The sequence below is a fragment of the Caulobacter sp. GW821-FHT11E10 genome, from assembly GCF_058808375.1.
In genome coordinates this window covers 19422-34091 of record NZ_JBXARP010000004.1, presented here as the reverse complement: position 1 = coordinate 34091, position 14670 = coordinate 19422, and the positions used below count along the sequence as shown (strand labels likewise).

The following is a 14670-nucleotide window of genomic DNA, read 5'->3' as shown; positions in this document are numbered from 1 at the left end:
GTCGCCGTCATCTGTGGAAATGCCCTTAAAGGGAGTTCGATCATGAGTTGGGCGAGAATCATGGTTCCGCTGGCCGGAACCCCGAACGACCAGCGCGTTTTGACCTCCGCCGCGGCCCTGGCGGGCGCCTTTCAGGCCGAACTGGCCTGTGTTCACGCCCCCGCCGACATGGCCGACCTGATGCCCTGGATGGGCGAGGGATTCATGGGCGGTGTCCAGGTCACGGCCCTGGAAAGTCTCAAGGACGCCGCGCTGGAAGGCGCGCGTGCGGTCGGCAAGCTGGCCGCCGAGACCGGTTATTCCCGTACGCGCGTGGTCACGCTCGACTCTCCGGTCTGGGCTGGCCTGGCGATGGAAGGCCGACTTTCCGACGTCATCGTGTTCGACGACGTCTCGGCGCGCGGCAAGGGGCCGCTGGCGGAGTCGTTCCAGCAACTGGTCGCCGACGAGCAGCGTCCGACCCTGGTGGCGCGCGCCGACTTCAAGGTCGACGGCGTGGCCCTGGTGGCCTGGGACGGCGGCAAGGAGGCCAGCCGGGCCATGCGCACCGCCCTGCCGCTGCTTCAGAAGGCCGGCTCGGTGATCGTGGCCGGCGCGCCCGGCGCCTCGTCGCGGGCTTTCGAGCTGGATCGCCTGGTGGAGTTCCTGGCGGCGCGGGGCGTGCGGGCCACGGTGAAGGTGCTGGAAGGCAATGGCGACGCCGCCGGCCTGCTGCTGGGCGCGGCGCGCGACACCAATGCGAACCTCCTGGTCGCCGGCGCGTTCGGTCATCCCAGGCTGCAGGAATTCATCTTCGGGGGCACCACCCGCACGCTGCTGAACAGCGACGGGCCCTCGCTGTTCCTGTCGCACTAAGACTTTGAAACCTCAGAAGAAGGGAGACCTCGCATGTCCCTGTCCCGTATCGTCATGCGCCTGGCGCGCAACCCTGGCACCGAGTTCGCCGGCGGCGACGACCATCGCGGCTATGCCCTGACGGCGCCGCTGACCGAGGACGGCCACATCGACGAGGGCGCCTACGCCAAGGTCAAGGGCGCGTGCAGCGTACGCCGCTTCGCGCCGGACGAGGACGCGGTGGACGGCCGCCTCAACAAGCGCGGGACGCGCTGGTTCTTCGACTATGACAACGAGGACGTGGCGGACGACGAGCCCCTGCATCGCCTGGGCGAGCACCGTTTCGCCCTGGGCGAATACGTCACCGTCACCGACGAGGAAGGGCGGCCGCTGACCTACAAGGTGATGCAGGTCGAGCCGATCACTCAGTAGAAGGCTTCAGCCGCCCACGTTGTGGCGGACCAGGGCCTTCATGTCCCGGAAGATGTCGTGGTCGTCGGTGTTGCGGGTCTTGGCCTTGACGACGGCGACGGCCAGCGGCCCGCCCTTGGGGCCGCGCGCTTCGTATCCGGCCAGGCGATAGCCCTTCGGGGCCTTGTCATTGGCCAGGATCAGGGTGGAGCGGACGCTGTCGCCGTTCTTGCGGGCGCGGATCTCGGCGCCGTGATCGTTGGCCTTGATCGTCACGTCGCCTTCGCCGTGCTCGTCCTCGGCGGCGATGTTGACGTCCCGATGGCCGTCGCCCTTGAAGTTGACGTTCTTGTTGACCTTCACCTCGGCGGCGGCGCCGTCGCTATTGATGGTCAGATGGCCGATGCGGATGTCGGCGCCGTCGTCATTGGCGTCGATGTTGATGCCCGGCAGATGGATGCTGGTCTTGTTCTTGCCCGTCTTGCCGTTGGTCGGCTTCGGCGTGGCCGGGGGCGTCGGCATGATGGCCTTCAACTCGGTCTCGACCGGGGCGAGGGCGGCCTCGGCGTCGCCGCCGTTCAATTTGATCAGCCGCAGGTCGACCGTGGCCTCGCTCGAGGCGTAGGCGCAGGACTGGCCGTCGGCGGCCGCGGACACCCGCTGCAATTCGCCCTGACGCTCGGGGCAGTCCAGGCGCTCGATGGCGCGGATCGGCTCGCGGCGACCCAACCGGCGCTCGTGGTGGTCCTTGCGATCGGCCTCGATACGGTTGCAGCCCGTCAAGGCGGTCGCGCTCACGCCGATCGCCAGCGTGGCGATCAGCCATTTGGAAAGACGCATGGACGTTCCCCGGGGACCTTCCCCCAATCGCGCGGGAAGGTGAGCGCACGCCCCGCGCGCGTCCAGTGAAATCCAAGTAACGGCGATTTCGCCGCAGATCGGTCGAAGACCCTACTGGCCCGGACGGGCGCCGGAGCCTTCGCGACGGGCCAGGAAGGCCAGACGTTCGAAGAGATGCACATCCTGCTCGTTCTTCAGCAGGGCTCCGTGCAGCGGCGGGATCAGCTTGGTCGGATCCTTCTCGCGCAGGACCTGCTCATCGATGTCCTCGACCAGCAGCAGCTTCAACCAGTCCAGCAGTTCGGAGGTCGACGGCTTCTTCTTCAGGCCCGGCACCTTGCGCATGTCGTAGAAGATGCGCAGCGCCTCGGCGACCAGCTTCTGCTTGATGCCTGGGAAGTGGACGTCGACGATGGCCTGCATCGTCGCCTCCTCGGGGAAGCGGATGTAGTGGAAGAAGCAGCGGCGCAGGAACGCGTCCGGCAACTCCTTCTCGTTGTTCGAGGTGATGATCATCACCGGCCGGACCTTGGCCTTGATGGTCTCGCCGGTCTCGTAGACGTAGAACTCCATGCGATCGAGCTCCTGCAGGAGGTCGTTCGGGAACTCGATGTCGGCTTTGTCGATCTCGTCGATCAGCAGCACGGGGCGCTGTTCGCTCTCGAACGCCTCCCAGAGCTTGCCCTTCTTGATGTAGTTCTTGACGTCCTTGACCCGCTCGTCGCCCAGCTGGCTGTCGCGCAGACGCGTGACGGCGTCGTATTCGTAGAGGCCCTGCTGGGCCTTGGTCGTCGACTTGATGTGCCAGGTGATCAGGGGCGCGTTCAGGGCCTTGGCCACCTCATAGGCCAGGACCGTCTTGCCGGTGCCTGGCTCGCCCTTGATCAGCAAGGGGCGTTCCAGCGCGACCGCGGCGTTCACCGCGACCTTCAGGTCGTCGGTCGCCACGTAGTCGGAAGTGCCTTCGAAGCGCTGGCTCATGCCCATCTCCGCCGGAATCAAGTCCGGTTCGAACAGTTGTTCAAAACGAGCTGATCAAACTACCGGCGCTCGCGCGCTTGGCAAGAGCGCATCGCCTCAAGTCAGGGGCCTCAAGTCAGGGGCGCATCCAGGGCCTCGGCCGAGAAGCCCTTGTCGAGCAGCCGCTTCCGCGCCGCCGGCCGGCGTTCGACCCATTCCCTGGCCAGCAGGCCCAGGCCGATCACGTCGTGCGGCAGGCCGCCCTTGACCACATGGGCGCGGAACAGCGCCTCGCGTTGGAAGCCGTGGGCCATGTGCAGCGTCCAGGCGACCTCGTTGGTGGCCAGGACCTCGGACCATAGCTTGCGCAAGCCCATCGGGCCGAAGGCGTGGTCGATCATCCTGAACTCGGCGAAGCTCCCCAGGCCCGCTCCACGCGGCGCATCGGGCGCCAGGTAACGGGCGACGGTGGCGCGGCCCTGGTCGTGATCGATGTCGACCAGGCTGTTGAGCCCCGCCGGCCGGCCGTCGGCCTCGACGATCCAGTCGCGGCGGCGGGCGTTGGCGGGCAGGGCGTCGAACCAGCGATCATGCTCGGCGCGGCTGATCAGATGGTCCGAATACATGAAGGCGGCGACGGCCGGGTCGTTACGCCAGGCCAGCAGGCGGTCGCGATCGGTCTCATCGACTGGGCGGAGGGCGGCTTGGATCATCGTCAGACCCGTCGGTCGCCGCCGAGCGTCGCCAGATCGGGCCGGCCGCGCACGAAGGCGCGGATGGCGTCCGAACTGAACGCGGGATGGGTCGAATAGAGTGCGTCGTAGACGGCGCGGACAAACTCAAGGTCGTCGGGCCGGTCGACGGTCCAGCGCACCTCGCCCTCGTCGGCGGCCTGGGCGTGGCCGGCCAGCCGGAAGCGCTCCGGGCGGCGGTAGAGATAAGGGGTCACGTGCTCGCGGTCATAGGGATCGGCCGTCTCGGACGCGGCCTGCCGCAGAGCGGCGGCCTTCATGACCTCCACGTCCAGGCCCTTGGGAAAGGTGCGCGGTTCGGCGACGTTGGAGGCGTAGTCCGCGCCGGTTTCGTGGAATCGATCGATGGTGGCGTCGATCACCTCGGGGTCGGCCAGCGGGCAGTCGGCGGTCAGCCGCACCAGGGTCTCGACCGGCCCGAACGCGTCCATGGCGCCGATGAAGCGGCCCAGCACGTCGTCGAGATCGCCGCGGTGAACGGGGACACCCGCCGCCGCCACGGCCTCGGCCAGGGGATCGTCGTCAGCCCGGATCGAGGTCGCGACCACGATTCGCTCAAGCCGCCGGGCGCGGCGCAGGCGCTCGATCTGGCGCAGGATCATCGGGGCGCCGGCCAGGGGCGCGAGCACCTTGCCGGGCAGCCGGCTGGACGACATCCGGGCTTGCAGGACCGCCAGGGCCATGGATCAGCCGGCGACCTTTTCCGCCAGGGCGTCGGCGACCGCGCGCATGGCCGGGTCCCAGTTGCTGAAGTCCGGCGGCGAGAAGACGCGGGCTTGCGGATACCAGGGGTAATGGTCGGTGCCCAGGCGGGTCCAGACGACCGGCGAGGTGATCATCCAGATCGGCGCGCCGCAGGCGCCGGCCAGGTTGATGGTGGCGTTCGAGAAGCCGATCGTCAGATCGACGGCGCAGCAGAGGGCCGCGACGTCGTCGAGGTCCTTCTTCAGGTCGATGCCCGGCGGCTGCCAGATGTCGACGCCGAATTCAGCCTTGGCGAAGGCGATCTCGTCGTCGCAGTCGCCGTACTGCAGGTTGATGAAGGTGACGCCGGGCGTTTCCAGCACGGGACGCCAGGCTTCGAAGGGCGAGAACTGGCGGGCGCGCTCGGCGTCCAGCTTCAGGCTCTTCCACAGCAGGCCGACCTTGGGCGCCGGGCCCAGCTTGTCCAGTTCGCCCTTCCAGTAGGCGACGCGCTCCGGATCGGCGACCAGATAGCGGTCGCGCCGCGGGAAGGCCGCGGCGGAAGGTCGCAGGCTGAGCAGGAACTCGCCGATCGCGGCCCAGTAGTCGAAACGGTCCCAGTCCTCGATGTCGGGCGCGGAACGGAACACGCGGCCTTCGAACGCCACCGTGCGATTGACGGTGACCTCGACGTTCGGGAACGAGCGCTGGAAGAGGGGAATGAGACGCCGCTCCACGGAGATCGTCAGCGAGCCGTCGGGCCCAAGCGCCTCCAGGATATCGGGGATCATGTTGGCGAACATGACCTCGTCGCCCAGGCCCTGTTCCGTGCTGATCATCAGCGACTTGCCCTTCAGGTCCTCGCCCGACCAGCGGGTCCCGGGGATCTGGAAGCGCGGGGCGTCGCTCATGGCGTGCGAGAAGCGCGACTCATAGGCCTTCCAGCCCTCGGCCACGCGGCCCAGGCCCAACAGGATGGTGGCCCGGGCGAACTCCATCATCGCCACGTCCTCATCGGACTCGGGACGTTTGGCGGCCTCGTCGCAGTCGGCCAGCGCGTCTTCGATCTCGCCCATGTCCAGCTTGGCGAAGGCGCGATTGTGGTAGGCCTTGCCGAATTCCGGCTGTAGGCGCAGGGCCTCGTCGAAGAAGACGATCGAGCCGCCCGCGTCGCCGAGATTGCAGAGCACGGTGCCCAGGGTGTTCCACAGGACCGCGGCCGAAGGATTGTCGGCGATCGCCGACTTCAGCACCTCGATCGCATCGCTTTCGCGATTCAGTTCGCGCAGGGCGCAGGCCAGATTGTTGGCGGCCTCGGCGTCCTTGGGGCGGGACAGGCGGTAGTGGGCGAAGAACTTGGCGGCGATTTCCGGCATGTTCATGCGGAAGGCCAGACGGCCCAGGTCGCCGGCCACCGGGCCGTGGTCGGCCAGCAGCTGCAGGGCCGCTTCATACGAGCGCAGGGAAGAGGCGAAGTCGCCGGTCTTTTCACGGGCGATGGCCAGGATGTGCCAGGCCAGGCCCAGGCGTTCGTCCTTGGCCAGCAGCTTCAGGGCCAGCTGGTCGGCCTTGGCGTAGTCATGCAGCCGAACCGCCTGGATCGCCTTGCCCAGCCCCTTGGCGTACTCGACGTTCTTATTCTCCTGCGCCGCGCGGTTCAGACGGTCCAGCGCCTCGGTGGAGGCCGAATCGCCGATGGCGCCCGTGATGACGCCGCTGTGCATTCCCGCCGGGCCGATCTCGGCCTGGGGGAGGGCGCTGGCGGACGTTTCCAAGGCGCTTTTACGGGACATGGCGGCGGGCCTTACATTTGCTGTTAACCATGTTTTGAGGCGCTATGCTTAATTGAGTCCTAAGCTGCGGCTCACGGTCGCAAGGCGGCCGTCGACGGTGCAAGATGGCGTTAACACGTGTTCGCCTAGCTTGCCCATCAAGCCGTCGTCATCGGCGGGATTGGGCTCGCAGCGCAACGAGAGGGAGCGGCATTAAGTGCCTTTGAAGCTGTCGCTGAAGCCCGGCGAGAAATTCGTTCTAAACGGCGCCGTGGTCCAGAATGGAGACCGGCGCGGTGTTCTGGTGCTCCAGAACAAGGCGTCCGTCCTTCGCGAGAAGGACATCATGCAGCCGGATCAGGTCACGACGCCCGCGCGTCGGATCTACTTTCCGGTGATGATGATGTACCTCGAAGAGGCCGTGGCGGAGAAGTTTTACGAGGAATTCGCGACGCGCCTTAACGATTTTATGGGTGTTGTGCGCAATCCTAGTGTTCTTCAGGACTGCATCGCCATCTCGAAGCACGTGATGGCGCGAGAATACTACAAGGCTCTGATGTTGAGCCGTAAGTTGATTGAATACGAAGACGAGAGGTTGGGGCATGTCTCTTCGGGCGTATCAGCAGGCGGCGACGCGGGCTGAGAATCCCCGTGAAATGGAGTACCGCCTGTTCGGGCAGGTGACGCGCGCCCTCATGGACGCGTCGCAGGCCCCGGTGGACGACTTCGCCACGCGGATCGACGCACTCGATTGGAATCGCAAGGTCTGGTCGGCCTTGGCGACCGATTGTTCGTTGCCTGAAAACCAGCTCCCCATGGAGATGCGCGCCAGCATCATCTCGCTGAGCCTGTGGGTCGGTCGTCACTCCAGCGCCGTGATGCGCAAGGAGGAGGACTTCGAGCCCCTGATCGAGATCAATCGCATGATCATGCAGGGCCTGGCCGGCCGCCCCGAGGCGGCCTGACCTTTTTTCCCTAGGGAAATGGCCCGCGAGGCGGCCCGACTTTTTGCCTATTGGACCGCGTCCCGAGCCACCTGATTCTTCGAATTCCGCAAGACTGAACGTCTTGCCTACCACCTCCGGAAAAACCTGCCGCCCGGCGAATCCTGCATTCGCCGGGCGGTGTCGTTTTCGGCCTAGGCGATTCAACAAAATCAATAAAATCAGCATTTTAGGCGATGGCGCCGAACGCGGTTCGGCTGGCCCGCCCCTTGCGTTGGTTCGCGCGGGGCAAAACGCCCGACCGGCAGTACGCCGGATAAATCCGACCAAAACGGTAGGTATCCAATGCTGAACTCAATCAACACCAATCCCGGTGCGCTTCTGGCGCTCCAAAACCTGAACTCAACCAACACGGAGCTCACCACCACTCAGGCCCGTATCAACACCGGCAAGAAGATCGCAACCGCCAAGGACAACGGCGCGATCTGGTCGATGGCGAAGATGCAGAGCGCGAACTCGAGCTCGTTGAATTCCGTGAAGGACTCTCTCCAACGCGGTCAATCGACGATCGATGTCGCTCTCGCCGCAGGCGACACCATCACGGATCTGCTCACGAAGATGAAGGAAAAGGCCCTGGCCGCTTCCGACACCTCGCTGAACACCGCCTCGTTCAACGCGCTCGTCGCTGATTTCGAGTCTCTGCGCGACCAAATTGAAAAGGCCGCGACGAACGCGAAGTTCAACGGCGTGAGCATCGCCGATGGCAGCACCACGAAGCTGGCCTTCCTCTCCAACGAGGATGGCGACAACTTCACGGTGAACGCCCAGACCCTGTCGCTTGCCGGCATCGGTCTGACGACGACGTCGACCTTCACCGATGCGGCTACGGCCAAAACGATGATCGCTACGATCACCACCTCGCTGCAAACGGCTGCGAACAAGCTGTCGTCTCTCGGTACGTCCTCGTCGGGCCTGGATACTCACCTGACCTTCGTGGGCAAGCTGCAAGACAGCCTGGACGCCGGCGTCGGCAACCTGGTCGATGCGGACCTGGCCAAGGAAAGCGCCAAGCTCCAGTCGCTGCAAACCAAGCAGCAGCTGGGTGTGCAGGCTCTCTCGATCGCCAATCAGAGCCCGCAATCGATCCTGTCGCTGTTCAAGGGGTGAGCCCGATACGCCGGGCGGCTGTCAAAAGCCGTCCGGCGCCTCTTTCCTGCTGGGTGCGCAACAAGTGCCCGGCAACAATTGCCCATGTCGAAAGGCCCCCGGCAGAAATTGCCGGGGGCCTTCGTCGTTAATGGACCTATAACGCAGTAAATTCAGTGATTTAGCGGAAGCGTTGCCGCTGGGCAGAATTGGCCCGGCAATTGCTACAGACCTTTTCGAGCAAAACGCTCCCGGCAGCCAAAATGGCGTCGGATACCTTGAAAAGGAAACTACTCGTATGCCGCTGAATAGCATCAATACGAACGCCGGCGCTCTGATCGCCCTGCAAAACCTCAACAGCACGAACACCGAGCTGGGCGTGGTTCAACAGCGCATCAACACCGGCAAGAAGGTCGGTAACGCCAAGGACAACGGCGCCATCTGGGCGATGTCCAAGAACCAATCGGCCACCGCCTCGTCGCTGAACTCGGTGAAGGACTCGCTGCAACGCGGTCAATCGACGATCGACGTCGCGCTCGCCGCTGGCGACACCATCACCGACCTGCTGGGCAAGATGAAGGAAAAGGCTCTGGCCGCTTCCGACACCTCGCTGAACACCGCCTCGTTCAATGCCCTCAAGGCCGACTTCGACTCGCTGCGCGACCAAGTCGAAAAGGCCGCCACGAACGCCAAGTTCAACGGCGTCAGCATCGCTGACGGCAAGACCACCAAGCTGACCTTCCTGGCCAACACGGACGGTTCGGGCTTCACGGTCAACGCCAAGAGCCTGAACCTGGCTGGCATCGGCCTGACGACCACCACCTCTTTCACCGACGCGGCCACGGCCAAGACGATGATCGGCACCATCGACACCGCCATCGGCACGGCCACCAACAAGCTGGCCTCGCTGGGTACGTCGTCGACGGGCCTCGACACCCACCTGACCTTCGTCGGCAAGCTGCAAGACAGCCTGGAAGCCGGCGTTGGCAACCTGGTGGACGCTGACCTCGCGAAGGAAAGCGCCAAGCTGCAGTCGCTGCAAACCAAGCAGCAACTCGGCGTTCAGGCGCTGTCGATCGCGAACCAGTCCTCGTCCTCGATCCTGAGCCTGTTCCGCTAAGGAACCGGTTGGAGGCGGGTCCCGCGGATCCGCCTCCGCCTTTCCTCGAGATCGAACAACCGGAGACTTTGTAAACAGTAGAGGAGGGTCGGTTCGTAAGCGCCGACGTATAGGAAATGGAACCCAAAGCCGCATTGTCGGCCATCAGAGACTTTATTGCTCCCGTTGCTCCCGCGAACGCCCCGGACCTGTCCGAGGGCGCTAATGTCGTTTCGGGGCAGGCCGCTCAGGCCGAGGCGCCGCAGCCGGCCCACGAGGTCGCGGCGGAACCGGCGCGAACCACGGACGATGGCCCCCAGCCTGGCGATCTTCGCCTTGTGATCGAGCAAGACGACGACTCCGGCGAGTACATCTACAAGACCGTCGACCGTCGCACCGGCGAGACGTTGCAGCAGTTCCCGCGCGAGCAGGTCCTGAAGCTGCGCGAGGAGACGAGCTACGCGACGGGCGCGGTCTTCGACGGCCAGGTCTAAGGCCCCGTCCTAGGACGAACGGGCAGGGGTGCGACGGCGAGCCGCACCCGTAAACAGACATGGTTTATATCCGTTAACCATACTCTTACTTTCTGAGGTCAGTTTCGGCTGCGACTAGATCGCACGTCGAATCGCGTGCGGTCGCAACCAACGGCAAAATCGCCGATCGGAGGCCGCGCATGACGCTGAGCGTCAACACGAACCAGCCCGCGCTGATCGCGCTGCAGAACCTGAACCGCACCAACGACGACATGCAGTCGGTGCAGACCCGCATCAACACGGGTCAGTCGATCTCGACGGCGAAGGACAACGCCGCCGTCTGGTCGATCGCTCAGGAGCAGCGCGCGGACATGAGCGCGCTCGGCGCGGTCAAGATGAGCCTGGATCGCGCGACCTCGATCGCCGACGTGGCCCTGGCCGCGGGCGAGTCGGTCTCCGACCTCCTGAAGCTGATGCGCGAGAAGGTGGTGGCCGCCAAGGACACCTCGCTGACGACCACGTCGCGAACCTCGCTAAACGCCGATTTCCAGGGGCTTCTGAAGAACCTGCAGCAGGTGGTCACGGCCGCCGTCTTCGATGGCGCCAATCTGCTGGACGGCAGTCAGGCCGCCGACATGCAGTTCCTGGCCGACGCGGACGCGGCCCAGGCGATCACTCTGTCGCTCCAGAACCTGTCTCTGGGCGGCACGATCAATACCCTGAACCTCACGGACGACATCCTGACGCCGGCCAACGCCGCGACGGTGCTGACGAACCTCGACACGACGATGAGCGCGGTCAACCAGGCCGTCGGCAACATCGGCACCCAGGCCAAGCAGATCGACGCGCACAACAGCTTCGTCTCGCGGCTGACCGACGTGCTCGAGACCGGCGTGGGCAACCTCGTCGACGCCGACCTCGCCAAGGAAAGCGCGCGCCTGCAGGCCCTGCAGGTCAAGCAACAGCTCGGCGCCCAGGCCCTGTCGATCGCCAACAGCGCGCCGCAGATCATCCTTTCGCTGTTCAAGGGCCAGTAGGCCCGAAGCGGTCGCCGGTTACGGCGACCGCCATGCTCAAAGAAATAGGTCCTCAAGCTCTGGCGAGCTAAGCTCGCCTCGGGCTGATTGGGGATTCGGCAACGGGCATGATCGAGTTGCGCGATTTGCGGGACGAGGACGAAGCGATCCTCTTTCAGTGGCGCTCGGAGCCCGAGGTCGACCGCTGGATGTCCGACGCCGACCTGCCCAGCCGCGAAGCCCACGCCGCCTGGTTCCAGGCGCTGCGAACCGATCCCGACATGCGTGGCTGGATGATCACCCGCGGCGGAGCGCCGATGGGGCTCCTGACGCTCACCGGTCTCGCCAGTCATCACCGCCGCGCCAGTTGGAACTGGTTCCTGGGTTCGGCTGAAGCCCGTGGCAGGGGCGTGGGCCGCGCCGCCCAGGTGCTGGGTCTCGACCATGCGTTCGGCGAGCTTGGCCTGCACAAGGTGTTCGCCGAGGTCATGGCCGACAACGACGCCGCCCTCAAAGCCCAATCCGCCGCCGGGTTCCGCCGCGAAGGCTATCTGCGCGGCCATGTCCTGAAGGACGGCGAACCCCGCGACGTCGTGCTGCTGGGGATCCTGGCCTCGGAGTGGGCGCACCTGCGCGAAAGCGCTCGCCGGGCCCTCTCGGACGCCAATCTCATCGCCGCGTAAGGCCTGCCGCCCGGCGGTTTCGGGCCCGCGGCGGTCAACGTGCTTACCGGGCGTTAGGTCCAAGTCTTAACGAGTCGCCAACGATCATCTGGCAAAGGTACGAGCGGGGGATTTTGCCTCCCGACCGGATTCGCTCGTGATCAGTTTCGATACCAGCGCACTGCTCAGCTACTATCAGGCCCGCTCGGGCCTGACGGGCGCTGCCGCGTCTGGATCGACAGCGCCCACGGGCAAGTCGAAGGCCGTCGTGCCGACCGCGCCCTGGCTCAGCGGTTCGACGCCGCCGGTCAGCGAACTGGTTCGCTCGGCCCTGAACGGTCGCAAGCTCGTCGACGAAGGCGGCAACGCCTCGAGCCTCAAGGGCGTCAGCGCCGACTACAAGAAGCTCTTCGCGACCTATCAGGCGCTGAACACCTTGTCGGCCTTGGCCGCGCGCGCCGGCGACAAGGGTGTCACGGACGGCGAGGTCTCGCGTTTGCAGGCCACCCTGGCCAAGGGCCTCGGGGAAATCAGCAGCTACGTCCAGGACCTGTCGCTGGACCAGATGCGCCTGACGACCGGCTCGGTCACGACCGCCGCCAAGAGCAATGTGGGCGTGCCGAAATCGACCTACACCTACACGACCGATACGCTCTATAGCGGCCAGGTCGATGACGAGGTCCCGCGGTTCCAGGGCAATGTGTCCTTCGGCGTCGCGGTGAAGAGCTTCGGCGTCACCACGAACGTGACCATGGACCTGTCCGAGATGGGCGCGACGCCCCGGACCATGTCCAACGTCGTCAGCTACATGAATGGCAAGCTGAAGACGGCCGGGTTCAATACGAGTTTCTCGGTGCAGCGCACGACGGGCGAGGAGCGCACCGTCCAGGTCAACGGCAAGCCCGTGAAGCTGCCGGCCACCGGCGATGACTTCGCCCTGAAGGTGAAGGGCGACTCGGTCGAGCAACTGACCTTCAGCGCGCCGACCACGGCGCCGGCGGTCTATGTCACGACCAAGGCCGGCAATCCCGATCCGGACAAGGACGTCACCACCGAGGACGCCGTCTACGAAACCACCCTGACCAAGTACAGCGCCGCCGGGACCGGCGCTGGCGCCGGCGCGGGCGCTCCGGGCGGCAAGGTGTTCACCGAGACGCTGCAGGGCACGATTTCCACCGTCCGCAAGTCGGTGACCGGCGCGGACGGCTCGATCTATATGCTGGCCGACGTCGATACGGCGGTCGAGGGCAAGACCGATCTCAACGGCCAGACGATCAAGGGCGAAAGCGACGTCGCGCTGCTCAAGTACGACAGCGCCGGCCATCTGCTTTATGCGCGGACCCTGGGCGCGACCGACGAGGCCAGCGGCCTGTCCCTGGCCGTCGCCGACGACGGCAGCGTCGCCGTGGCGGGCTCGGTCAGCGGTCGCCTGCAAGGCGCCGTCAACGGCCCGATCAACAACGGCGACAGCTCGACCACGACCGACAGCTTCGTCACCCGCTACGACGGCAATGGCGACGAACAGTGGACGGTGCGCCGTGGCGGCCTCCAGGAGGACGAGGCCACGGCCCTGGCCTTCGGTTCGGACGGCGTCCTCTATGCCGGCGGCCGCAGCAAGTCGGACCTGCCGGGCGCGGTCGGCTCGGACCCGGCCGGCGGCTGGGACGCCTATCTGACCGCCTTCGCCACGGACGCCGCTGGGCAGCCCAAGGCGCTGTTCACCCAGAAGTTCGGCACGTCCGAGAACGACTCCGTCTCCGACATCGTCGTCAACGGCTCGCAGGTCATCGTCGGCTCCAAGGAGAACGGCGAGGCGATGCTGCGCAGCTTCGACGTCACGGCCAATGTCGTGACCGAGAACGTCACCCAGCTGAACAAGTACGGCGCCTACGAGTCGGTGCCCGTCACCTACACCAAGACGGCGACCGTCACCGCCGGCGCGACCCGCGACCTGGGCTCGCTGAAGGGCGGCGAGCTGGTGGGCCTGAAGATCGACGGCGGCCAGCTCTATGTCGGCGGCTATACGGCCAACAACCTGATGTCGATCAATGGCGCGACGACCGCGCCGTCGGGCGGCATGGACGCCTTCGTCGGCCGCATGTCGCTGGATATCGCCGACAACGGCGCCGACACCCTGACCTACTATGGCGGCACCGGCGACGACACGGTCACCGGTTTCGCGGTCTCGAACGGCACGGCCTGGTTCGCTGGCGCCGCCGGCGCCAACCTGGACGGTCAGGAGACGGTCGGAACCAAGGACGGCTACGTCGCCCAGGTCAATGTGGGCACCGGCGCCGTCGACTGGAGCCAGCGCCTGACCGGCAAGGACGGCAACGCCACCCCGACTTCGCTCGCGGTGTCGGCGTCGGGCGCTTCGGGTCTGGACGTCTTCGGCCTGCCCAGCGGCGAGATGGACTTCACCCAATCCGACCGCCTCGTCTCGGCGACAGCGGCCCGGGCGGGCGACACCTTCCAGATCCGCACGCGTGAGCGTGGAAATCTGACCACGATCAAGATCGACGCCAACGACACGCTCGAGACCCTGGCCGACAAGATCAAGAAGGCCTCGGGCTATCGCGCCAAGATCGAGGTCGTCAGCAACGGCAACAACCGGGTGCTGAAGATCAGCCCGGCCTCGAACACCTCGACGATCGAGATCGTGGCGGGCAAGGGCGGGACCGACGTGCTGAGCTCCCTGGGCCTGAACGGCGGCGTCGTGCGCGCCACCAAGACCGACGACGGCAAGACCGTCTCGGCCGACGGCAGCGGCCCGGTGTACGGCCTGTCGCTGCCGCCCGAGCTCGACATCACCAGCGATGCGGGGCGCAAGAACGCCGGCGTTGTGCTGCAGCGGGCCATGTCGGCGGTTCGTTCGGCCTATCGCGAGATCGCCGACACGGCCATGGGCATCAAAAGCGGCGGGGACACCGCCGGAAAGACCAACGGCACGGTGCCCGCCTACCTCAAGAACCAACTCTCGAATTACCAGGCGGCGCTGAACCGGCTGACCGGCGGCTAGAGCGCGATCGCCGAAAGCGGATGCCGGTTTCTGGCCTCGTCGTGCTTGAAAGCGTCAT

Annotated in this window: 15 protein-coding genes; 10 read left to right on the top strand and 5 right to left on the bottom strand. The window is 65.8% G+C overall.

Going from position 1 to position 14670, the window contains the following annotated elements; genetic code table 11:
• The first annotated feature begins 42 nt into the window (after positions 1 to 42).
• Positions 43 to 855, top strand: a complete 813-nt coding sequence (locus AC1RRV_RS09015) for a universal stress protein (RefSeq protein ID WP_492859279.1) — start codon at positions 43 to 45, stop codon at positions 853 to 855.
• 33 nt (positions 856 to 888) lie between these two features.
• Positions 889 to 1266: a hypothetical protein gene (locus tag AC1RRV_RS09010; protein ID WP_492859278.1), complete on the top strand. Its 378-nt coding sequence runs from the start codon at positions 889 to 891 to the stop codon at positions 1264 to 1266.
• Between the two features lie 6 nt (positions 1267 to 1272).
• Here the strand turns inward: AC1RRV_RS09010 and AC1RRV_RS09005 are convergent, their stop codons facing one another.
• The 5 genes from AC1RRV_RS09005 to AC1RRV_RS08985 all read right to left on the bottom strand — a co-directional run bounded on the left by AC1RRV_RS09005 (position 1273) and on the right by AC1RRV_RS08985 (position 6274).
• On the bottom strand, positions 1273 to 2085 hold the full coding sequence (locus AC1RRV_RS09005) for a hypothetical protein (protein WP_492859277.1): 813 nt from the start codon (positions 2083 to 2085) through the stop codon (positions 1273 to 1275).
• 111 nt (positions 2086 to 2196) lie between these two features.
• On the bottom strand, positions 2197 to 3066 hold the full coding sequence (locus AC1RRV_RS09000) for an AAA family ATPase (RefSeq protein WP_492859276.1): 870 nt from the start codon (positions 3064 to 3066) through the stop codon (positions 2197 to 2199).
• A 110-nt stretch (positions 3067 to 3176) separates the two neighbouring features.
• Complete coding sequence (gene pseH, locus AC1RRV_RS08995; protein WP_492859275.1) at positions 3177 to 3758, bottom strand: UDP-4-amino-4,6-dideoxy-N-acetyl-beta-L-altrosamine N-acetyltransferase; 582 nt, start codon at positions 3756 to 3758, stop codon at positions 3177 to 3179.
• Positions 3759 to 3760: 2 nt separating this feature from the next.
• The gene (locus tag AC1RRV_RS08990) at positions 3761 to 4480 is read right to left on the bottom strand and encodes a cytidylyltransferase domain-containing protein (protein WP_492859274.1); all 720 of its coding nucleotides are present in this window, start codon (positions 4478 to 4480) and stop codon (positions 3761 to 3763) included.
• Between the two features lie 3 nt (positions 4481 to 4483).
• Positions 4484 to 6274: a flagellar protein FlbA gene (locus AC1RRV_RS08985; RefSeq protein ID WP_492859273.1), complete on the bottom strand. Its 1791-nt coding sequence runs from the start codon at positions 6272 to 6274 to the stop codon at positions 4484 to 4486.
• A 196-nt stretch (positions 6275 to 6470) separates the two neighbouring features.
• Here AC1RRV_RS08985 and flbT point away from each other — a divergent pair, with 196 nt between their 5' ends.
• The 8 genes from flbT to AC1RRV_RS08945 all read left to right on the top strand — a co-directional run bounded on the left by flbT (position 6471) and on the right by AC1RRV_RS08945 (position 14612).
• Positions 6471 to 6896, top strand: a complete 426-nt coding sequence (flbT, locus tag AC1RRV_RS08980) for a flagellar biosynthesis repressor FlbT (protein WP_492859272.1) — start codon at positions 6471 to 6473, stop codon at positions 6894 to 6896.
• On the top strand, positions 6856 to 7218 hold the full coding sequence (gene flaF, locus AC1RRV_RS08975) for a flagellar biosynthesis regulator FlaF (protein WP_492859271.1): 363 nt from the start codon (positions 6856 to 6858) through the stop codon (positions 7216 to 7218). The genes flbT and flaF overlap by 41 nt, the downstream gene beginning before the upstream one ends.
• A 324-nt stretch (positions 7219 to 7542) precedes the next feature.
• Positions 7543 to 8364: a flagellin gene (locus tag AC1RRV_RS08970; protein WP_492859270.1), complete on the top strand. Its 822-nt coding sequence runs from the start codon at positions 7543 to 7545 to the stop codon at positions 8362 to 8364.
• A gap of 277 nt (positions 8365 to 8641) precedes the next feature.
• A complete protein-coding gene (locus AC1RRV_RS08965; protein WP_492859269.1) occupies positions 8642 to 9463 on the top strand; it encodes a flagellin in 822 nt (273 codons plus the stop codon).
• Between the two features lie 116 nt (positions 9464 to 9579).
• The gene (locus AC1RRV_RS08960; protein WP_492859268.1) at positions 9580 to 9936 is read left to right on the top strand and encodes a flagellar protein FlaG; all 357 of its coding nucleotides are present in this window, start codon (positions 9580 to 9582) and stop codon (positions 9934 to 9936) included.
• Between the two features lie 179 nt (positions 9937 to 10115).
• On the top strand, positions 10116 to 10952 hold the full coding sequence (locus AC1RRV_RS08955; RefSeq protein WP_492859267.1) for a flagellin N-terminal helical domain-containing protein: 837 nt from the start codon (positions 10116 to 10118) through the stop codon (positions 10950 to 10952).
• Positions 10953 to 11059: 107 nt separating this feature from the next.
• Positions 11060 to 11614, top strand: a complete 555-nt coding sequence (gene pseH / locus AC1RRV_RS08950) for a UDP-4-amino-4,6-dideoxy-N-acetyl-beta-L-altrosamine N-acetyltransferase (protein ID WP_492859266.1) — start codon at positions 11060 to 11062, stop codon at positions 11612 to 11614.
• A gap of 136 nt (positions 11615 to 11750) precedes the next feature.
• The gene (locus AC1RRV_RS08945) at positions 11751 to 14612 is read left to right on the top strand and encodes a hypothetical protein (RefSeq protein WP_492859265.1); all 2862 of its coding nucleotides are present in this window, start codon (positions 11751 to 11753) and stop codon (positions 14610 to 14612) included.
• Positions 14613 to 14670: the final 58 nt, after the last annotated feature.